At 72.0% G+C, this 19,377-nt stretch carries 17 protein-coding genes; 10 read left to right on the plus strand and 7 right to left on the minus strand.

Annotated features, from left to right (window positions below; translation table 11 throughout):
• Nucleotides 1-74: 74 nt before the first annotated feature.
• Both ACH0A8_RS00580 and ACH0A8_RS00585 read left to right on the plus strand, forming a co-directional pair.
• Nucleotides 75-956, plus strand: a complete 882-nt coding sequence (locus ACH0A8_RS00580; RefSeq protein WP_066652417.1) for a carbohydrate ABC transporter permease — start codon at nt 75-77, stop codon at nt 954-956.
• Nucleotides 956-1,804 (plus strand): carbohydrate ABC transporter permease, encoded by an 849-nt coding sequence (locus tag ACH0A8_RS00585; RefSeq protein ID WP_081984659.1) that lies wholly within the window; start codon nt 956-958, stop codon nt 1,802-1,804. The genes ACH0A8_RS00580 and ACH0A8_RS00585 overlap by 1 nt, the downstream gene beginning before the upstream one ends.
• Before the next feature lie 135 nt (nt 1,805-1,939).
• Here ACH0A8_RS00585 and ACH0A8_RS00590 read toward each other — a convergent pair whose 3' ends face one another.
• Complete coding sequence (locus ACH0A8_RS00590; protein WP_209683848.1) at nt 1,940-2,092, minus strand: hypothetical protein; 153 nt, start codon at nt 2,090-2,092, stop codon at nt 1,940-1,942.
• Between the two features lie 161 nt (nt 2,093-2,253).
• Nucleotides 2,254-2,700 (minus strand): MarR family winged helix-turn-helix transcriptional regulator, encoded by a 447-nt coding sequence (locus tag ACH0A8_RS00595; protein WP_209683845.1) that lies wholly within the window; start codon nt 2,698-2,700, stop codon nt 2,254-2,256.
• A 121-nt stretch (nt 2,701-2,821) separates the two neighbouring features.
• Here ACH0A8_RS00595 and ACH0A8_RS00600 point away from each other — a divergent pair, with 121 nt between their 5' ends.
• Nucleotides 2,822-3,808, plus strand: coding sequence for a helix-turn-helix domain-containing protein (locus tag ACH0A8_RS00600; RefSeq protein ID WP_406906098.1), 987 nt, complete (start codon nt 2,822-2,824; stop codon nt 3,806-3,808).
• Nucleotides 3,809-4,567: 759 nt separating this feature from the next.
• Here ACH0A8_RS00600 and ACH0A8_RS00605 read toward each other — a convergent pair.
• On the minus strand, nt 4,568-5,596 hold the full coding sequence (locus ACH0A8_RS00605) for a LacI family DNA-binding transcriptional regulator (RefSeq protein WP_066652428.1): 1,029 nt from the start codon (nt 5,594-5,596) through the stop codon (nt 4,568-4,570).
• 158 nt (nt 5,597-5,754) lie between these two features.
• Here ACH0A8_RS00605 and ACH0A8_RS00610 point away from each other — a divergent pair, with 158 nt between their 5' ends.
• From ACH0A8_RS00610 to ACH0A8_RS00630, 5 genes are all read left to right on the plus strand, one after another.
• Entirely contained in the window at nt 5,755-7,053 is a 1,299-nt protein-coding gene (locus tag ACH0A8_RS00610) for an ABC transporter substrate-binding protein (protein ID WP_066652430.1), read from the plus strand.
• A 2-nt stretch (nt 7,054-7,055) separates the two neighbouring features.
• Nucleotides 7,056-8,075, plus strand: a complete 1,020-nt coding sequence (locus ACH0A8_RS00615; RefSeq protein WP_058728968.1) for a carbohydrate ABC transporter permease — start codon at nt 7,056-7,058, stop codon at nt 8,073-8,075.
• Nucleotides 8,075-8,968, plus strand: coding sequence for a carbohydrate ABC transporter permease (locus ACH0A8_RS00620; protein ID WP_066652437.1), 894 nt, complete (start codon nt 8,075-8,077; stop codon nt 8,966-8,968). The genes ACH0A8_RS00615 and ACH0A8_RS00620 overlap by 1 nt, the downstream gene beginning before the upstream one ends.
• Before the next feature lie 182 nt (nt 8,969-9,150).
• Nucleotides 9,151-11,523 (plus strand): glycoside hydrolase family 3 N-terminal domain-containing protein, encoded by a 2,373-nt coding sequence (locus ACH0A8_RS00625; RefSeq protein WP_406906253.1) that lies wholly within the window; start codon nt 9,151-9,153, stop codon nt 11,521-11,523.
• 164 nt (nt 11,524-11,687) lie between these two features.
• Nucleotides 11,688-12,845, plus strand: a complete 1,158-nt coding sequence (locus tag ACH0A8_RS00630) for a PP2C family protein-serine/threonine phosphatase (protein WP_066652440.1) — start codon at nt 11,688-11,690, stop codon at nt 12,843-12,845.
• A gap of 21 nt (nt 12,846-12,866) precedes the next feature.
• Here the strand turns inward: ACH0A8_RS00630 and katG are convergent, their stop codons facing one another.
• Together katG and ACH0A8_RS00640 are read right to left on the minus strand one after the other, a co-directional pair.
• Complete coding sequence (gene katG / locus ACH0A8_RS00635; protein ID WP_406906102.1) at nt 12,867-15,272, minus strand: catalase/peroxidase HPI; 2,406 nt, start codon at nt 15,270-15,272, stop codon at nt 12,867-12,869.
• 109 nt (nt 15,273-15,381) lie between these two features.
• The gene (locus tag ACH0A8_RS00640; RefSeq protein ID WP_066652441.1) at nt 15,382-15,846 is read right to left on the minus strand and encodes a DUF2231 domain-containing protein; all 465 of its coding nucleotides are present in this window, start codon (nt 15,844-15,846) and stop codon (nt 15,382-15,384) included.
• 490 nt (nt 15,847-16,336) lie between these two features.
• On the opposite strand from ACH0A8_RS00640, the gene ACH0A8_RS00645 reads away from it, so the two are divergent.
• The gene (locus ACH0A8_RS00645) at nt 16,337-16,510 is read left to right on the plus strand and encodes a hypothetical protein (RefSeq protein WP_200884131.1); all 174 of its coding nucleotides are present in this window, start codon (nt 16,337-16,339) and stop codon (nt 16,508-16,510) included.
• Nucleotides 16,511-16,628: 118 nt separating this feature from the next.
• Nucleotides 16,629-17,201 (plus strand): TetR family transcriptional regulator, encoded by a 573-nt coding sequence (locus tag ACH0A8_RS00650; RefSeq protein WP_066652443.1) that lies wholly within the window; start codon nt 16,629-16,631, stop codon nt 17,199-17,201.
• Here ACH0A8_RS00650 and ACH0A8_RS00655 read toward each other — a convergent pair.
• A complete protein-coding gene (locus tag ACH0A8_RS00655; protein WP_406906105.1) occupies nt 17,159-18,166 on the minus strand; it encodes a helix-turn-helix domain-containing protein in 1,008 nt (335 codons plus the stop codon). The two genes, ACH0A8_RS00650 and ACH0A8_RS00655, sit on opposite strands and share 43 nt — an antisense overlap.
• Nucleotides 18,167-18,286: 120 nt before the next feature.
• Entirely contained in the window at nt 18,287-19,276 is a 990-nt protein-coding gene (locus tag ACH0A8_RS00660) for an acetylxylan esterase (RefSeq protein WP_406906107.1), read from the minus strand.
• Between the last annotated feature and the right edge of the window lie 101 nt (nt 19,277-19,377).

Genomic DNA, 19,377 nt, shown 5'->3' on the forward strand with positions numbered 1-19,377 from the left:
CGGCCGGTGCGGCCGGGGGACGGACTCCGGGGAGGAGGCCCGACGGGTACCGCCAGGCGAGCGCTCGGTCGCGGATGGAGCGCGTCCGTGCCCGGGGCGCGTGGGGCTTCGCTGCCCCGGCGCTCCTGGTCGTCGCCGCGGTCACGATCTTCCCGGTGGTGTACTCGATCGTCCTGAGCTTCGCGGACGTCGAGATCGGCTACGACGGCTTCACGATCCAGGGCTTCGGCCTCGGCAACTACGCGGCCCTGCTGCAGAGCGCCGACTGGTACCGGGCGCTCGGCTTCACGGTGCTGTACACGGTCGTCACGGTGTCCGTGGAGCTCGTCCTCGGCATGCTCGTCGCCCTGGTGCTCGAACGGCTCGGGGTCACCCGTGGCTGGATGCTCGCGCTGCTCCTCGTGCCGTGGTCGCTCGTGACGATCGTGAACGCACAGCTGTGGAAGTACATCTACGACTCGACGTACGGCGTCGCGACGTGGTTCTTCGGGCTGTTCGGCGACGCCCCGGTGATCCTCGGTGAACCGGTCCCCGCGATCACGGGTCTGATGGTCGCGGACATCTGGAAGACCACGCCGTTCGTGGCGATCATCCTGCTCGCGGGCCTCGTCCAGATCTCGGAGGACCTCTACGAGGCCGCCGAGCTCGACGGGGCGAACGGGTGGCAGACGTTCTGGCGAGTCGTCGTCCCGCAGTTGGCTCCGACCCTGACGATCGCGGTCCTGTTCCGCGTGCTGCAGGCGTTCGGCGTCTTCGACCTGCCGTTCGTGCTGACGAACGGCGGACCGGGCACCACGACCCAGTCGCTCGCGATCATGGGCTACAAGGTGCTCTTCCAGGACATCAACATCGGACCGGGCGCAGCGATCGCGACCAGCACCGCGGTCATCGTGGCCGTCGGGTGCCTGCTCTTCCTGCGGGCGTTCCGGAACCAGGCGAAGGGAGGGGATGCCTGATGCCCCGTCAACGTGTCCGCAAGGGCTGGCGGAAGTGGGTCAACACCGTCAACGTCAGCGGTGTCGTCATCGCCGTGCTCACCGCGCTGCCGCTCTACTGGCTGGTCTCGACCTCGCTCAAGCCGTCGTCGGAGATCGCCCAGTCGCCGCCGACCGTCGTGCCGCAGTCGCTGACGTTCGACAACTTCGTCGTGGCCTTCCGTGACAACGCCCTCGGGCAGTACATGGTGAACAGCATCGTGGTGTCGGTGGCGACGACGGTCATCGTGCTCGCGCTGTCGTTCCTCGCCGGCTACGCCCTCGCCGGACGGTGGATCAAGGGCCGCACGGCGATCATGACCTCGCTGCTCATGCTGTCGGTCTTCCCGGCGATCGCGGTCCTGACGCCGCTGTACCTGCTCGAGCGGAACCTCGGGCTGCTCAACTCGTACCCGGGCCTGGTCGTGCCGTACGTCGCGTTCAACCTGCCCTTCGCCATCTGGATCATGCGCAACTACCTGCAGGGGATCCCCTCGACCATCGAGGAGGCCTCCGAGATCGACGGCGCCGGCGCCTGGCGCACCGTGCTGTCGGTGATCCTGCCCATGGCGAAGCCCGGGCTCTTCACCGTCGGGGTGTTCACCTTCACGGCGTCGTGGAGCGAGTTCCTCATGGCGCTCACGTTCAACAGCGAGAACTCGTTCCGGACCATCCCGGTCGGCATCGCCCTGTTCGGGACCCAGTTCACCGTGCCGTTCGCGCAGATCTTCGCGGCGAGCGTCGCCGCGACGATCCCGATCGTCATCCTCGTGCTGGTGTTCCGCCGCTCGATCGTCTCCGGGCTCACCAGCGGAGCGGTCAAGGGGTGACGTCCGCAGCCTCGGTGACCGCGGACCGGTCGCCGGCCCCGTGACGGACGGGAGGCCCGTGGCGATACCGCCACGGGCCTCCCGTCCGTCATCCGGCCGGTGCGCGCTCGTCGCGGCCCGGACGGTGCCGTGCCGTCAGCGACGTGCGTCGCGCGCGGTGTCGGTGAAGAAGTCGGCGTACAGGCCGTTCACGTCCTGCAGCTCGCCGTACTTCCACCGCTTGCGCATCCGGCGGAACGTCTCGATGCGCACCGGGTCGATGCCCGGCTCGGACTGGTACGAACCCATGGTTCCTCCCCGTTTCCCTGATCCACCCCCGTGTGGGGGTACCCAGTGGTGACGGTACGGGCAGAGCGGCTCCGCGTCCGGCAAGATAGGTCGGGAAGTTACCTAACTGCGCTTGTTGGACAAACGTTCGAGCAGGGTCCTCGGCCGCCCGTAGCCTGCCGTCAGGGGGTCGGAGCGCCGTACTCGAGCGCCTCGATCACACGATCGATCACGCGGACGTACCGCGTGGTCTCGCGCTCGGAGAAGGAGGACAGGAGCTCGTGCAGGTGCTCGTTCGTGCTGTCCATCGCCGCGGCGTAGGCGCGCTGCGTCTCCGGCGTGAGCTCGATGAACCGGCTGCGGCCGTCCTCCGGGTTCGGCACGCGGCACAGGTGCCCGGCGCGTTCGAGCCGGTCGACCGTCCCCGTGACCGCCGGGCCCGTCAGGCCGAGGTGCGACACGAGGTCCTTCACCCGGACCGTCCGGTCGGCCGCAGCGGCGCGGGCGACGAACTGCAGGACCGTGAGGTCCGAGCCGGAGACGGAGAGGCGTTCCCGCAGTCGGCCGCGGAGGGCACCCATCGCGGCTTCGAGCCGGGTGATCGCCGCCGTCAGGTCGATCTCACTCACGTGGTCGCCCCCTCCGTGCGCATCGGTCGTGCGCGACACTACGCGGCACCCACCCCAGAACCGTATCCGGATAACGAGGAAGCATGCGCCATCTGGACAGAGCCACCCCGACGGACCTGCCGTGGCTGACCCGTTGATCGAGGCGTTCGGCGCCGAGGAGACCATCGCACCGGTGCGGTTCGAGGTGTCCGGGACGCGCCCGGACACCGCCGTCCGCGACCTCGGCGGCATCTACGCGGGGGAGCGGTGGAGCGCCGTGCCGTCCCACGGACGGTTCGACTACCGCTACACCGCGATCGGGGACAGCGAGGTCACCATCCGGCGCTCCCAGATGCACGGCGAGATCCGGGGCTGGATGCCCGTCGGCTCGGTCGACTACGTCGTCACGTGGATCAGCACCGGCACGGGTGAGCTCGAGATGCGCGGTGAGCGTTGGCCCATGCTGCACGACACCCCGGTGATGTTCCCCGCCGACGAGGAGTTCGGCTTCGTCACCGCCGACTACGACCAGCGACTGGTGCACTTCGACCGCGAGTTCGTCCGACGTGTCGCCGCGGCGCGGGCGGACGTCGCGGACCGGCCGATGCGGTTCGACGCGCGACGCGGTGCCGACGAGTCGATCGAGCACCGCTGGCAGGGCGCCCTGACGGCGTTGTCCCGGGCGCTGCGCGTCGGCGGACCGGACTCAGACGCGTGGCAGGACGCCAAGGTCACCGCTGCCGAGGTCTTCCTCGACATGTTCCCGCCGCAGAGCGACGACCTGCCCGACGTGCTGGAGCAGCCGCGGAACGCCCGGCTCCGGGCCGCCGTGGAGTACATCCACGCGCACGCCGCCGAACCGGTGTCGATCGTCGACCTGTCCGAGGCCGCGGGGTTGAGCGTGCGGTCCGTCCAGGAGTCCTTCCGGCGGGTCTTCGACGTCTCCCCGCTGACCTACCTGCGCCACGTGCGGCTCGACCGCGTGCACGAGGAGCTCCTCGAGGCAGGGCCGCAGGCCGGTGCCGTCGGGGACATCGCGCGCCGGTGGGGCTTCGCGCACCTCGGGCGGTTCTCGGCGTCCTACGCCGAGCGCTTCGGCGAGTACCCGAAGCAGACGCTGCGGCGCTGAGCGCTGAGCGCTGAGCCGCTGCGCCGCGCCGGTCGGCGCAGCGCGCAGCGGCGGGCGCGACGTGCTCGCGCACGACCACAAGCACGTCGCGCCACGGAACGCCGTGGCGCGACGTGTCTTCGGTTGTGCCGCTGGCGCCGCGGGCGCGAGGGGCGCGGCCCGCGCCGCGGCCTGCGCCGCTGTCGGCGGGTGCGACGTGCTCACGCATGACCAGGAGCACGTCGCGCCACGGAAAGCCGTGGCGCGACGTGCCGTCGGTTGTGCCGCTGGCGCCGCGGGCGCCGCGGGCGAGAGCGGCGCGGCCCGCGCCGCGGCAACGACATGATTCCGTCTCCCGAGCGCGGCGCACTGTCGCTCTCGCGGACGACTCGCGCCACCGCGCAGCAGGCGAGCACCGCCGGACGGGAGGCGCGGTGCCAGGTCGTCGCGCGCCTCCCGTCCGTCGATCCGTCGGGACGTCGTGACGGCTGAGCGGGTACGACACGCCGCGGGCGTGCGTCGGGCGGGTGCGATCGGTTGTCAGCAACGCCGAGCGTGACGGATGTTGCCCGCTCGCCGCACCGCCGGGAGGCGCGGTGCCGGGTCGTCGCGCGCCTCCCGGCCGTCGACCCGGCCGTCGACCCGTCGCGACGGCTGAGTGGGTACGACACGCCGCGAGCGTGCATCGGGCGGGTGCGATCGGTTGCCAGCAGCGCCGAGCGTGACGGATGTGGCCCGCTCGCCGTACTGACGGGAGGCGCCGCGCAGCGGCCGCGCGCCTCAGGCGTGCGCCGGCGCCGTGCTGCTCCGGACGCGCAGCGTCGAACGCAGGCGCACGTGGTCGCTCGTGGGCTCGCCGCGGAGCATGGCGAGGAGCATCGCGACCGCGCTCGCGCCGAGTTCGGCGAGCGGCTGGGCCACGGTGGTGAGCGGCGGCGTCGTGGTCGACGCCTGCGGGACGTCGTCGAACCCGACGACCGACAGGTCCTCGGGCACGCGCAGCCCGAGCGACGCCGCGGCGTGCAGCACGCCGATGGCCGACGAGTCGTTCGCGGCGAACACCGCCGTCGGCCGGTCGGGCAGCGTGAGGAGCTCGTGCGCGACGGCTGCCGAGCGCTCCTCCTGGTAGTCACCGGCGCGCACGAGTCGCTCGTCGACCGCGATGCCGGCGGCGGCGAGGGCGTCCCGGTAGCCGGTCTCGCGGAGCTGCGACGACGCCAGGTCGCTGCGCCCCTGCACGTGGGCGATGCGGGTGTGCCCGAGCTCGAGCAGGTGGTCCACGGCGTCCCGGGCCCCGGCGACGTTGTCGGTGTCGACGGTCGCGTGGCCCTCCGGCCCGGTGTGCGGGTCGATCGCGACGACGGGGATGGACGCTCCCGACAGGGCGGCGGAGGGGGTCACGACGATGGCGCCGTCGATGAGCGTTCCGGACAGGCGTGAGAGCGAGCGGCGTTCCCACCCGGGCTGCCCCGTGCCGGCCTCGAGTCCGGCGTAGGCGAGCAGCTCGTAGCCGGTCCCCGTGGTCGCCGCCGAGACGCCGCGCAGGAGCTCGGTCGAGAACGGCTCGAACTCGGGGACCAGGATGCCGATGACGTTGGTGCGGGAGCTCCGCAGGCTGCGCGCGACGAGGGACGTCTCGTAGCCCAGGCGCTCGACCACCTCCTGGACGCGGAGCATGGTCGCGGGCGCCACGCCGTCGCGGTTGTTGACCACCTTCGACACGGTCGGGATCGAGACGCCGGCGGCACGCGCGACGTCCGCGATCGTGACCCGCCCCGGTCCGGGCGTGTGGTCGACGGCGGTCTGCATGTGCTCACCGTACCGCCGCAACAGCGTTCCGCCAGCGAACAGATCACGGTTAGAAAACGTTATCGATAACGATTGACAAGCCCGTGGAGCAGCTGGCACGCTCTCCGCAGCGGCATCGACTGCCGCGAACGTCAACGACGACACCGAGGAGTTCCACGATGACGAGGAAGATCCGTGCCGCGGCAGCCATCGCGCTGGTCGGGGCCACCGCTCTCACGCTGGCGGGTTGTTCCGCCGGCGGCAGCGACCCGTCGGAGGACGGCGGCAAGGTCACGATGACCTTCTGGCACAACTCGACCACCGGTCCGGGCAAGGCCTACTGGGACAGCACCGTCAAGGCGTTCGAGGAGAAGTACCCGAACGTCACCATCAAGACCCAGGCGATCCAGAACGAGGACCTGGACGGCAAGCTCCAGACCGCGCTCAACTCCGGTGACGGCCCGGACGTCTTCCTGCAGCGCGGCGGCGGCAAGATGGACGCGATGATCGCGGCCGGTCAGCTCATGGACATCTCCGACTCGATCAGCGACGACGCGAAGCAGTCGATCAGCAAGGGCACCTTCGCCGGGTACGAGAAGGACGGGAAGACCTACGCCATGCCGGGCGCCGTGCTCCCCGAGGGCATCTGGTACTCGAAGGACCTGTTCGAGCAGGCCGGCATCGACGGCACCCCGACCACGATGGACGAGCTGAACGAGGACATCGCCAAGCTCAAGGCCAAGGACATCGACCCGGTGGCCGTCGGCGCGAAGGACGCCTGGCCCGCCGCGCACTGGTACTACAACTTCGCGCTCCGCGAGTGCAGCGAGAAGACGCTGAACGACGCGGCGAAGACGCTCGAGTTCGACGACGCGTGCTGGACCAAGGCCGGCCAGCAGCTCGAGGACTTCAACGCGACGAAGCCCTTCAACCAGGGCTTCCTCACCACCGCCGCGCAGCAGGGCGCCGGCAGCTCGGCCGGACTCCTGGCGAACCACAAGGCCGCGATGGAGCTCATGGGCGCCTGGGACCCGGGCGTGATCGCCTCGCTGACCCCCGACGCGAAGCCGCTCGGCGACCTCGGGTGGTTCCCGTTCCCCGCGGTGGACGGCGGCAAGGGTGACCCGAAGTCGATGATGGGTGGTGTCGACGGCAACTCCTGCTCGGCACAGGCCCCGAAGAAGGCCTGCACGGACTTCCTCAACTTCATCGTGCAGAAGGACAACCAGGAGGCGTACTACAAGGCCTTCAACGCGATCCCCGTCAACAAGGACGCGCAGTCCGTCGTGTCCGAGCCCTACCTGAAGACGGCCCTCGCCGCCTACCAGGAGGCCCCGTTCGTCTCGCAGTACCTCGACACCCTGTACGGCCAGAACGTCGGCAACGCGCTGAACACCAGCGTCGTCGACCTGCTCGCCGGCAAGGGCAGCGCGAAGGACATCGTCGAGACCACCAACCAGGCCGCGGCCAAGGGCTGATCATGGCGCTCGACACCTCCCTCGGCACGACCCCGGCGAAGGCGTCGGGCACGGCTCCCGGGACGTCCCCGGCGGGGAGCGGTTCGCCGCTCCCCGCCCGGCGGACCGCCCAGCGCGTCGCCGACTGGCGCAAGCGCGTCGAGATCGCGGTCCTCGCCGGACCCGCGGTCATCGTCTTCGTGACGTTCGTCATCCTGCCGGTGGCGCTCGCCGCGTACTACGGCTTCTACAAGTGGCAGGGCTACGGCCCGCCGACGAACTTCGTCGGGCTGCAGAACTACCTGATCATCTTCCAGGACAAGGCGTTCCAGTCGGTCCTGCTGCACAACGGCTTCATCGTCGTGATGTCGCTCGTGCTCCAGGGCCCGATCGCCATCGTCCTCGCCCTGCTGCTCAACCAGAAGATGCGCGGCCGCGGGCTCGTCCGCGTGCTCGTCTTCGTGCCCTACGTGATCTCCGAGGTCATCGTCGGCACCGGCTGGAGCCTCATGCTGCAGTCCAACGGCGCCGTGAACGACCTGATGCAGGGCATCGGACTCGGCGGACTCCGTCAGGACTGGCTGTCCAACCCGGACATCGCCATCTGGAGCCTCCTCGCGATCATCTCGTGGAAGTACATCGGCTTCGCGGTGATCCTGTTCCTGGCCGGTCTGCAGAGCATCCCCGAGGAGCTCTTCGAGGCCGCGGCGATCGACGGTGCGAGCTACTGGCAGATCCAGCGCCGCATCACCCTGCCGCTGCTCGGCCCCACCATCCGCATCTGGGCGTTCCTGTCGATCATCGGCTCGCTCCAGCTGTTCGACCTCGTCTACATCATCTGGGGCCAGTACATCTCGTCGACCGCAGGGACCTCGACCATGGCGACGTACATGGTCGCGAACGGCCGGACCTCGGGCAACTACGGCTTCGGCAGTGCCGTCGCGGTGGTCATGTTCCTGATCTCGCTCGCCGTCGCCCTGGTCTACCAGCACTTCGTGCTCCGTCGGGACACCGCCGGCGCCATCACCGAGAGGAAGCACTGATGGCCGTCACCAGCGCCACCACCAACCTCGTCGCCCCCGGCCGCCGCGGTGCCCGGGCACGGAAGTCCGGCGCAGCACTCGGCCAGGCGAGCCCACTGACCTACGTCGTCGCGATCCTGTTCGTCGCCGCGAACCTCGCCCCGGTGCTCTACATCGTGCTGGGCGGGTTCCGGACGAACTCGCAGATCACGACGAGCCCGGCCGGTCTGCCGGCACCGTTCCAGTTCGGCAACTACGGATCGGTCCTGTCGAGCGGGATCTTCTGGCAGCAGCTCGGCAACTCGACGATCAGCGCGGTCACCACGACGCTCGGCGTCGTCGTGCTCGGGCTCATGGTCAGCTTCGTGCTCGCCCGCTACTCCTTCCGGGGTCGCGGTGCGGTGTACGCGCTGTTCGCCGCGGGCCTGATGTTCCCGATCACGGTCGCGATCACACCGCTCTACCTGCTCGTCAAGGACCTCGGTCTCACGAACAGCCTGGCGGGCGTGATCCTGCCGCAGATCGCCTTCGCCCTGCCGACGACCGTCATCATCCTGGTGCCGTTCCTGCGGGCGATCCCGGACGAGCTCGAGGAGGCCGCCTCGATCGACGGGGCCAGCCGCCTCGGCTTCTTCTTCCGGATGATCGTCCCGCTGTCCCTGCCCGGTGTGGTGACCGTCGGCATCCTGGCGTTCATCGGCAGCTGGAACAGCTACATCCTGCCGCTGTTCATCCTCAACAACGAGGCCGCCTACACGCTGCCGCTCGGCGTCCAGGCGTTCTCGTCGCAGTACTCCGTCGACACGGCGAAGGTGCTCGCCTTCACGTCGATGTCGATGATCCCCGCGCTGGTGTTCTTCACGATCTTCCAGAAGCGCATCGTCGGCGGTCTGACCGGGGCGGTGAAGGGGTGACCACGCTCGACCACACGGTCACCACCGACGGCACCACCGACGGCCAGGCGGCACGCGGCACGTCCGCACCGCGGCCCGCCGCCACCCGTGACGGACGGGAGGGACGTGGCGACGCCGCCACGGGCCTCCCGTCCGACCCGGGGCACGTCACGGACGCGACCGCGTCCGACCGCGTCACCGCGCTGCTGGCCGCGATGACCCTCGAGGAGAAGACCGCGCAGCTGGTCGGCTACTGGCTCGACCAGAACGGCGTCGTCGCCCCGATGCAGGGCGAGATGGCCGCGGCCCAGCAGGGCACGACGCTCACCGACGTCACCCGGCACGGCCTCGGCCAGTACACCCGCGTGTACGGCACCCGTCCCGTCGAGCCCGACGAGCGCGCCGCCTGGCTGTGGGCGGAGCAGCGTCGGCTGAAGCGCGAGACCCGCCTCGGCATCCCGGCGCTCGTGCACGAGGAGTGCCTGACCGGGCTCGCGGCGTGGAAGGCCGCGACGTTCCCGACACCGCTGGCGTGGGGTGCGTCGTTCGACCCGGAGCTCGTCGAGCACGTCGGCGCCGTGATCGGCCGCTCGATGCGCGAGCTCGGCGTCCACCAGGGCCTCGCGCCCGTGCTCGACGTCGTCCGCGACCCCCGCTGGGGACGGGTCGACGAGTGCATCGGCGAGGACCCGTACCTCGTCGGCACCGTCGGTACCGCGTACGTCCGCGGTGTGCAGAGCGCCGGCGTCGACGCCACGCTCAAGCACTTCCTCGGCTACTCGGCCTCGCGCGCCGGCCGCAACCACGCCCCGGTCCACGCCGGACCGCGCGAGGTCGCCGACGTGTTCCTGCCGCCGTTCGAGATGGCCCTCGTCGACGGCGGCGCCCGGAGCGTCATGAACTCGTACGCCGAGGTCGACGGCGTCCCCGTCGCCGCCGACCCCGCGCTGCTCACCGACCTGCTGCGCGACCGGCTCGGGTTCGACGGCACGGTCGTGGCCGACTACTTCTCCGTCGCGTTCCTCGAGGTCATGCACGGCGTCGCCCGTGACCGCGGCGAGGCCGCTGCGACGGCGCTCGCCGCCGGCATCGACGTCGAGCTGCCGACCGGTGACGCCTACCTGGCGCCGCTGGTCGAGCGGGTGCGCAGCGGACTCGTCGACGAGGCCCTCGTCGACCGCGCCGTGCTGCGCGTGCTCCGGCAGAAGGAGCGGCTCGGCCTGCTCGACCCGGACGTCTTCGAGGACGAACCGCCCACCGGTGTCGACCTCGACTCGCCGGAGCACCGGGCGCTCGCGCGGCGGCTCGCGGCGGAGTCGCTCGTGCTGCTCTCGAACGACGGCGTGCTGCCGCTCGACGGTGGCGCCGCAGCCCCCGTCTCCCCGACCCCGGGCGCCGACCTGCAGGGCCCGGTCGCGGTGATCGGCCCGAACGCCCACCGCGCCGAGGCCCTGCAGGGCTGCTACTCGTTCGCCAACCACGTGCTGGCCACGCACCCCGGGCTGGAGGCCGGTTTCGCGATCCCGACCGTGCTCGAGGCGATGCAGGACGCGCTCGGGTCCGACACGGTCCGGTACGCCCGCGGTGCCGAGGTCGAGGGCGAGGACCGCGCCGCGTTCGCCGAGGCGGTGGCGGTCGCGCGGGAGTCCTCGGTGGCGGTCGTCGTCGTCGGCGACCAGGCCGGCCTGTTCGGTCGTGGCACGGTCGGCGAGGGCAACGACTCCGAGTCGCTCGACCTGCCGGGCGTGCAGCGCGAGCTCGTCGAGGCCGTCGTCGCCACCGGCACGCCGACCGTCGTCGTGCTGCTGACCGGTCGTCCGTACGCGATCGGCTGGGCACTCGACGGCGACCAGCCGAAGCCCGCGGCGGTCGTCCAGGCGTTCTTCCCCGGCGAGGAGGGCGGCACCGCGATCGCCGACCTGCTCACCGGTGCCGCGGCACCGTCCGGCCGCCTGCCCGTCTCGCTGCCGCGGTCCGCCGGCGCGCAGCCGTACTCGTACCTGCACCCTCGTCTCGGCGGACCGTCCGACGTCACCGCGACGGACTCCACGCCGGTCCGACCGTTCGGCTACGGCCTGACCTGGACGTCCTTCGCGTACGAGGACCTGACGGTGGACGGGACCGCGTCCACGGACGGAGCGCTCACCGCGTCGGTCACCGTGCGGAACACCGGCGACCGGGACGGCGTCGAGGTCGTCCAGCTCTACGGGCACGACCCGCACGCGTCGATCACGCGCCCGGTCGCGCAGCTGCTCGGCTACGCCCGGGTCGCGGTCGCGGCGGGGGAGTGCGTCACGGTGCGGTTCGACGTGCCGGTGCAGCGGTTCGCCTTCACCGACCGCGCGATGCGGAAGGTGGTCGAGCCGGGGGACGTCGAGGTGTGGGTCGCGTCCGACGCGGCGGCGTCGCGGCCGGGAGGCCCGGTGGAGACGGGCGGGATCGTCGCGTCCGGGGACGGTCCGGTCCGGCACGAGTTCCCCCGGTCGGCGACGGACCGTGCGGTCGTGCGCCTGACCGGCGCCGTGCACGAGGTCACGCTGGCCGACCGGCGCACCGTGACCTGGACGACCGTCTGAGCTGCCGACGCCGCCGTGGAGTGTCCGGATCAGGGCCTCTGCGGCGGCGTCCGCGTGCGTTCCGACGTCCGGCCGGTAGCGTGGAACGAGTCTTCCACGGGGACCGCGTCACGGTGCGCCACCACGCACCGCGGCCCCGGTGGACCAGGAGGAGGACGACACCCGTGAGCACCGACGACCAGGCACGCGTGCGCAGCGCGCTCGTGGCGGCACTCGACGTCGTCGACGCGCCACCGTCGGAGCGCTTCGAGCGCATCGTCCGGGTCGCGCGCGAGGTCTTCGACGTGCCGCTGTCGTACGTCAACGTGCTCGACGACGACCTGCTGCACACCCTCACCCCGAACGTGCCCGACGAGATCGTCTCCGGACCGGTCGGGTGGTCCTTCTGCCAGCTGACGGTGCAGCACACGGAGCCGACCGTCGTGCCGGACACCACGGCCGACCCCCGGACCGCCGACCTGCCGGGCGTGACACGGCGCGGCATCCGGTTCTACGCGGGCGTCCCGCTCACGATCGCGGGTGGGGAGCCCGTCGGGACGCTCTGCCTGATGGACACGCGACCGCGCGCCTTCTCGCCGCAGGACACCGCCGCGCTCATCGACCTCGGACACTGGGCCGAGCGCGCGCTCGCCCAGGGGCTGCACCACGACCGCCTGCTCGAGGTCGCAGGCGCACTCGCGCCGAGCGCCGTCGCGCCCGACGGCTACCGGATCGCCGGCACAACGGTGCCCTACGGCGACCTCAGCGGCGACCTGCACGACTGGTCGGTCGTCGACGGCGACCTCGTGCTGACGCTCGCCGACGTCATGGGCAAGGAGCAGCCGGCCGCGCTCCTCGCGGCCGGGATCCGGGCTGCCCTCCGGCAGCACCGCACCGTCGCGCCCGTGGCCGCCGTCGCCGCCGTCGAACCCGCCCTCGCCGAGGACCTCGGACGTGCGAGCGCCTTCGCCACACTGTTCCACGCCCGGCTCGACCCGGCCAGCGGCGTGGTCGACGTGGTGGACGCGGGCCACGGGCTGGCGGTGCACGTGCCGGCGGCGGGGACGCCTCGGGTGCTCCGGTCCCACGGGCTGCCGCTGGGGTTGCACGCCGAGGGTGCACGGCGCAGGGCGTCGACCACGGTCCTGGAGCCCGGGGACGTCCTCGTCGTGGTGAGCGACGGGGCGCTCGACCTGGGTGACGGGACGATCGACACCCTGCTGGACCTCGCGCGGACCCTGCGCGCCGCGTCGAGCGTCGACGCCTTCCTCGAGACGGTGCGGCTGCGTGCGGCCGAGCGGGCCGAGGACGACGTGACGGTCGTCGTCCTCGGCCGGGCCTGACCGCGCACAGCGGCCTCCGGCTCAGGCAGCCATCGGGCCGTACCGGCGGTGCCCCTTGACGTCGTAGCGATCGAGCATCATCACCTTGTCCCAGGCGGCGACGAAGTCCCGCACGAACCGCTCCCGCCCGTCGCTGCCGGCGTAGACGTCGACGATCGAACGGAGCTGCGCGTTCGACCCGAACACCAGGTCGTTCCGCGAGGCCGTCCACCGCTCCTCGCCGGTGGCCTGCACGGTCCCGGTGAAGGTCGACTCGTGCTCGTCCGTCCTCGTCCACACCAGGTCGGTGTCGGTGAGGTTGACGAAGAAGTCCGTCGTCAGCGCGCCGACGCGGTCGGTCAGGACGCCCGTCGACGAGCCGTCCCAGTTCGCGCCGAGCACCCGCAGCCCGCCGGTCAGCACCGTCCACTCCGGTGCCGTGAGCGTCATGAGGTTCGCACGGTCCAGGAACACCGCCTCCGGAGCGACGCCGGGGGCGAAGTCTGCGAAGCGCTCGGACACGTGGTTCCGGAACCCGTCGGCGATCGGCCGGAGCCACTCGAACATCTCGACGTCGGTCTGCTCCTGGGACGCGTCCACACGGCCGGGCGTGAACGGCACGGTGACCTCGACACCCGCGGCGCGTGCGGCGTCCTCCACCCCGACGCAGCCCGCGAGCACGACCAGGTCGGCGAGCGAGACGTGCTTCCCGTCCTGCTCGAAGGCGGCCTTGACGCTGCGGAGGGTCTCGACGACCGGGACCGTCCGCCGGTTGATCGGCCAGTCCTTCTGCGGGGCGAGCGCGATCCGCCCGCCGTTGGCACCGCCGCGCTTGTCACTGTCCCGGTAGGTCGACGCGGCGGAGTACGCGGTGACGACCAGGTCGGAGACCGAGGTGCCGGTCGACCGGATCGCCGCTCGGAGCGTCTCGACGTCCGCGTCGCTCAGGGGCTCGCCGACCGGGTCGGGCAGCGGGTCCTGCCACAGCAGGTCGTCCGAGATCGTCGTCTCCGGACCGAGGTAGCGGTGCTTCGGCCCCATGTCGCGGTGCGTCAGCTTGTACCAGGCCTTCGAGAAGGCCGTGGTGAACAGGTCGAAGTCGGCGAGGAAGCGCTCGCACACCTCGCGGTAGGCCGGGTCGACCTTGAGCGCGATGTCCGAGGTCATCATCATGAGCGCGTGTGTCTCGCCGGGCACATGGGCGTCCGGGGTGCGCGGGGCCTCGGGGTCCGCCGGGGTCCACTGCAGGGCGCCCGCCGGGCTCTTGGTCTGCTCCCACTCGTGGCCGAACAGGTTCTCCAGGTAGCTGTTGTCCCAGCGGGTCGGGTCCTGGGTCCAGCTGCCCTCGATGCCGTTCGTCATCGTGTCCTTGCCGTTGCCGGCACCCTTCGGGTTGTGCCACCCGAGCCCCATCGCCTCGATCGGCGCGATCTCCGGCGGCGGACCGATCTCGGCCGCGGGGACCTGGCCGTGGCTCTTGCCGAACGCGTGGCCACCGGCGATCAGGGCGACCGTCTCCTCGTCGTTCATGGCCATCCGGCTGAAGGTGATGCGGATGTCCCGCGCCGAGCCCATCGGGTCGCCGTTCGCGTACGGTCCCTCGGGGTTCACGTAGATGAGCGCCTGGTGCGAGGCAGCGAGCGGGCTCTGCAGGTCGTAGTCCGCGTCGCCGTTCTCGCCGTGCCACCGCTCGTCGCGCTGGACCATGTCGTCCTGGCTCTCGACGTGGTGCGGGTCCCGGACCTCCGGGCCCCACCAGGTGCCCTCGTCCGGCTCCCACGCGTCGAGTCGACCGCCGCCGAAGCCGTACGTCGGCAGACCCATGAGCTCGAGCGAGCAGTTCCCCGTGAGGACCATCAGGTCGGCCCACGAGAGCGCGTTGCCGTACTTGTGCTTGATCGGCTGGAGCAGACGACGCGACTTGTCGGTGTTCCCGTTGTCCCACCAGCTGCTGATCGGGGCGAAGCGCTGCATCGCGGTGCCCGCTCCGCCGCGACCGTCCGCGATCCGGTAGGTCCCCGCGGCGTGCCAGGCCATCCGGATCATCTGCGGGCCGTAGTTGCCGTAGTCCGCGGGCCACCAGTCGACCGAGGTCGTGAGCAGCTGCGTGATGTCGCGCTTGAGCTCGTCGAGGTCGATCGTCGCGAAGGCCGCCGCGTAGTCGAAGTCCGCACCGAGCGGGTCGGCGTCGACGCCGTTGCGGTGCAGCAGCTCGACACGGAGCCGCTGCGGGTACCAGCCCTCGAGCGACGACGGTGCCTGACCGAACGTCCCGCCCAGGTGGTCACCGCCGGCGGGCAGGGACCCGGCCATGTGGAAGCTGCAGGTGTCGGTGCCGTCGGTGTCCCGGCCGTGGGAGCCGTGGAAGGACGCGCCCTGCGGGGTCGCAGTGTCGTGCTGCCCGCTGTCGTCGGTGCCGTGCGTGCCGGTCGTGCTGTCGTTGCTCAACGCTGCTCCTGTTCGATGACTGTCCGCGGAACGCGGGGGACGCCCGTCACGCTCCGCCCCGAGGCTGTGAGGACGGCGGGAGCAGTGCGCATCCCGCCGGCGGGTCCGGTCAGCCCTTCCAGACGGACACGGCGCCGGCGTGACCGATCACGACGACCTCGACGAGCGAGCCGATGCCGGCGGCGACGAGCAGCACGGGGCCGACGATCCCCACCGCTCGTGCGAGCCCGGCGTCCGCGACCCGCGGGGCGGCGAAGCGGTGCCAGCCCCACCACAGCGTCAGCAGCACGAACACCGCGATCGACCACGGCAGCAGTCCGTCGGCGAGCTCGGTGTGCCGCTCGAGCAGCGCGGTCTCACGCTCGCGGTGCTCGAGCCACTCGCCGGACGATGTCGCGAGCGGCACCGAGACCAGCGCCACCAGGGCGATGGCCGGCGCGCCGACCGCGAGCCACCGTCGGGCTGCCGGCCAGGCCGCCGTCACGATCGCGGTGAGGGCCGCGACGGGCACCGAGACCGTGGTCAGGTGCACGAGGAGCGGGTGCAGGGGGATGCCGTCGAACTGCCAGTCCATCGTGGCCTTCCGGATCGCGCGTCGGTGGTTCCGACGACCTGCGATCAGCCAAGCGGACCGACCGGTACCGCGCTCGCCCGGCAGGCCGGTCGACGCACTCCGCGATCACTCGAGACCTCACACGGAGCGGCCGGAGCGCCACACCGGGACGACCCCGTCAGGGGCGGTGGTCGTACCGACCCGGCGGTGGGGCGAGCGGCAGCTGTCGCGGCGACTGGCCGCCGTTCCTCGCAGCGCCCACGGCCGTGAGGGAGCGGGTCACGATGCTCACCGCGGTCGCGAACCACCCGCGCCTCCGCGGATGCTCGAACGCGTCGTCACCCCACGGTCGGTCGTCGTCCGAGTGCCCCATGCCGCCCCTCCCGGTGTCGGTGCTCGTGAGGCTGCACGGCCGCGGCCCGCACCGGGAGGTCCGGGACCCGACCTCGCTCCGGGAACCCCGGGGGAGCGTGGGTACCGTGGCACTCCTCACACCGTGAAGGAGCACGCCATGTCGGACGCACACGACCCCCGCGACACCACCAACGACCCCGAGGGCACCGAGAAGGCCGACGGCCTCGGCGAGGACGGCACGATCCCCGCGCACCCCGAGGGCGTCGCCGCCGGCTTCGCCGGTGACGACTCGCACTTCAACCCCGAAGAGGACGACGAGACGGCGGAGTAGCCGACCCGAGCACGAGACGTACGGGAGGCCCGTGGCGACGCCGCCACGGGCCTCCCGTTGCGTCTCCGGTCGCCGCGTCGCCTGCGGGACCGGGCCGCGGATCGGTACCGTGTCGGGCATGGCCCGCTTCACACCCCCCGCTGCCGACGCGATGCGTGCGGCCCTGCTCGCCGCCGCCCGCGACGAGTTCGCTGCGCACGGGCTGGGCGGGGCGCGGATCGAGCGCCTCGCCGCCGACGCCGGGAGCAACAAGGCGCAGGTGTTCCACTACTTCGGGGGCAAGGACGGCCTGTTCGACGCGCTGCTGACGAGCGAGCTGACGGCCGTGCACGAGGCCGCGCCGCTCGACACGGCCGACCTGGCGGCGTGGGCCGGACGCCTGCACGACGTCCTGGTCGAGCGTCCCTGGGTGCAGCGTCTCGCCACCTGGCACCGGCTCGAGCGGCCGGAGACACCGATCGAGGCGCTCGCCGAGCAGTACGCCGACGACGTCGCCGAGGTCGAGCGGGCACAGCGCGCCGGTGTGCTCCCGCGGCGCTTCCGCCCCGCGGTGCTCTACGGGCTGGTCGTCCAGCTCGCGGAGGTCTGGTCGACGCTCCGGCCCGAGGCGTCCGCTCCGGTCGCCGCGGTCGTGCCGCAGCGCCGCCGTCAGGTCGTCGTGGACGCCGTCGGAGCGCTGCTCGGCGACTGACCGGTGTCCCGTCGGGCCCTGCGGTGCAACGTGTCCGAGGGGCGCTCGACGAAGGCGCCGGCGTAGGTCCCCGCGAACCGGCCGAGGTGTGCGAACCCCCACGCCTGCGCCACCTCGGAGACCGTGGTGGTGGTCGGGTCCCCGGCCTCGAGCGCGGCACGGACCCGGTGCAGTCGCACGTCGCGCAGGAACTGCATCGGGCTCGCGGCTCCGACGCGGTGGAACGCCGCCTGCAGCCCGCGGGCGCTGAGCCCGGTGGCGCGACAGACGTCGGCAGTGGTGAGCGGGCGGTGCGCGTTCGCGGCGATCCACTCCTGCGCGACCCGCACCGATCCCCGTCCTGCGGCCGTGACGCCGGACGCAGCGGTCACGTCGAACGCCCCGATGACGGCCTCGGCGACGCGACGGTGCTGCACCGAGCGGACGACGGGGTCGGCGCCCGGGTCCCACAGGGTCGTGGCGGCGCCCGCGATGGTCCGCCGCAGTGCGGGGAGCGCGTCCGGGTCGGCCTCCGCGCGCAGGTCCAGCGGGCCGGGGAGGTCACCGCGGACCGCAGCCGAGACGGACTCGAGGAAGGCGCCGTCGAAGCGGATCACGTGCTGGACCGCGGGGGCGGCGTCGAAGGTGAACGGGCGTCCTGCCGGGTACATCACGGGGACGTTCGGCCGCATGGTGATCCGGTCACGGCGGTCGGTGTCGAGGACCATGCCCGGCCCGGTCGCCCACGCCAGGGTGTACTGGCGCCCCGGGTTGATCGTGCCCCAGCGGTGCGCCGCGACCGCTGACGTCGCGGTGGTCACCTGGTCGTCGCCGACCGCGCGGTACCGGTACGAGAACCCCTCGGAGACCGCCTGTCCGATGTTGATGTCGTGACTGCTGTAGACGCCCTCGAACAGCTCCACGGCGTCGTCGACCGCTGCGCCGTGCTGTTCGGTGGCGGTGGGGGTGCGGAGATCGGTTCGCATGCGCGCACCAGTCTGCGCCTCCTCGCCGAGGACCAGTGGTGCAGTGCGCGTCGCGGCGTTGCGGCGTTGCGGCGTTAAATTTATCGTCGCCGGTCCGACGTTGTTAAATTTAACTGCGGGTCAGCCGAGGTGCCGAGCGAGGAACGCGGCCTGCCGCTCCCAGTGCCGGTGGCCGCCGCCCTCGTGGCCGTTGTAGGGGTAGACCTCGATGTGCTTGTCGGTCGACGCGAGCGCGTTGTACGCAGCGAAGGTCGTGCGCGGCGGGACCACGTCGTCCATGAGGGCGACCGAGAACAGCGCCGGGGCCGTGATGCCTGCGGCCAGGTTCACGCCGTCGAAGTACGCCGCGGTGTCCCACACGGTGTCGACCGCGTCCCGGTGCACGGCGAGGTACTGGGCGAGCTCGAGGTAGGGGCCGCCGGTCGCGACGTCGGTGCCGTGCTCCCAGTCGGACAGGAACGCGACGTCGGGCAGCACGGCGACGAGCGGCGCGGTGTGTGCCTCGACCAGGGCGGCCGCCGCGATCGCGATGCCCCCGCCCTGGCTGCCGCCGGTCAGTGCGATGCGGTCCCGGTCGACGCCCGGCAGTGTCCGCACGACGTCGACGAGTCGGACGGCGTCCGTGTAGACCCGCCGGTAGTAGTGCTCGGCGGGCGAGGCGATGCCGTTCGCCATCCACCCGCCACCGTTCGGGCCGGACCCGTGCGGGTCGGGGGTGTCGCCGCCGGTTCCCCAGCCGCTGCCCTGCCCGCGGGTGTCCATCACGACGTGCACGTACCCGGCGAGCGCCCACGCGACCCGCTCGCCGGGCAGCCCGCGACCACCGCCGTAGCCGATGAACTCGACCACGGCGGGCAGGTCGCCCGTCGTGCCCGCCGGCCGCGAGACCCAGGCGCGGACGGGGTCGCCGCCGAAGCCCGGGAACGTCAGGTCCTGCACGTCGAGCGCCGTGACCGGCGTGGTGGCGGGGACGAGCACGGGCTCGGTCCCGGCGCCGGCCGCCCGCGCCTCGGCGACGGTGGCGGTCCAGAAGGCGTCGAGGTCGTCGGGCCGCCGCACGGTCGGGCGGTAGGCGCGCAGCTGGTCGAGGGGCAGGTCGGTGAGCGGCATGGGGTCCTCGCTGGTGGTGGGTCGTTCCGGGTGTCCCTGGTCGGAACGGGCGTACCTGGTCGGGAGTTCCGACCGGGTACGCCCGATTCCACCAGGTGGAC

The sequence above is a fragment of the Curtobacterium sp. 179-B 9B NHS genome (assembly GCF_045370965.1).
In the GTDB taxonomy this organism is placed as follows: domain Bacteria; phylum Actinomycetota; class Actinomycetes; order Actinomycetales; family Microbacteriaceae; genus Curtobacterium.

What these genes read in the sequence shown, in the direction of transcription:
- ACH0A8_RS00580 (WP_066652417.1), top strand. Translation starts at nt 75, where the DNA reads ATGGAGCGCGTCCGTGCCCGGGGCGCGTGGGGCTTCGCTGCCCCGGCG.
- ACH0A8_RS00585 (WP_081984659.1), top strand. Translation starts at nt 956, where the DNA reads ATGCCCCGTCAACGTGTCCGCAAGGGCTGGCGGAAGTGGGTCAACACC.
- ACH0A8_RS00590 (WP_209683848.1), bottom strand. Translation starts at nt 2,092, where the DNA reads ATGGGTTCGTACCAGTCCGAGCCGGGCATCGACCCGGTGCGCATCGAG.
- ACH0A8_RS00605 (WP_066652428.1), bottom strand. Translation starts at nt 5,596, where the DNA reads ATGCAGACCGCCGTCGACCACACGCCCGGACCGGGGCGGGTCACGATC.
- ACH0A8_RS00610 (WP_066652430.1), top strand. Translation starts at nt 5,755, where the DNA reads ATGACGAGGAAGATCCGTGCCGCGGCAGCCATCGCGCTGGTCGGGGCC.
- ACH0A8_RS00615 (WP_058728968.1), top strand. Translation starts at nt 7,056, where the DNA reads ATGGCGCTCGACACCTCCCTCGGCACGACCCCGGCGAAGGCGTCGGGC.
- ACH0A8_RS00620 (WP_066652437.1), top strand. Translation starts at nt 8,075, where the DNA reads ATGGCCGTCACCAGCGCCACCACCAACCTCGTCGCCCCCGGCCGCCGC.
- ACH0A8_RS00640 (WP_066652441.1), bottom strand. Translation starts at nt 15,846, where the DNA reads ATGGACTGGCAGTTCGACGGCATCCCCCTGCACCCGCTCCTCGTGCAC.
- ACH0A8_RS00645 (WP_200884131.1), top strand. Translation starts at nt 16,337, where the DNA reads ATGTCGGACGCACACGACCCCCGCGACACCACCAACGACCCCGAGGGC.
- ACH0A8_RS00650 (WP_066652443.1), top strand. Translation starts at nt 16,629, where the DNA reads ATGGCCCGCTTCACACCCCCCGCTGCCGACGCGATGCGTGCGGCCCTG.
- ACH0A8_RS00655 (WP_406906105.1), bottom strand. Translation starts at nt 18,166, where the DNA reads ATGCGAACCGATCTCCGCACCCCCACCGCCACCGAACAGCACGGCGCA.
- ACH0A8_RS00660 (WP_406906107.1), bottom strand. Translation starts at nt 19,276, where the DNA reads ATGCCGCTCACCGACCTGCCCCTCGACCAGCTGCGCGCCTACCGCCCG.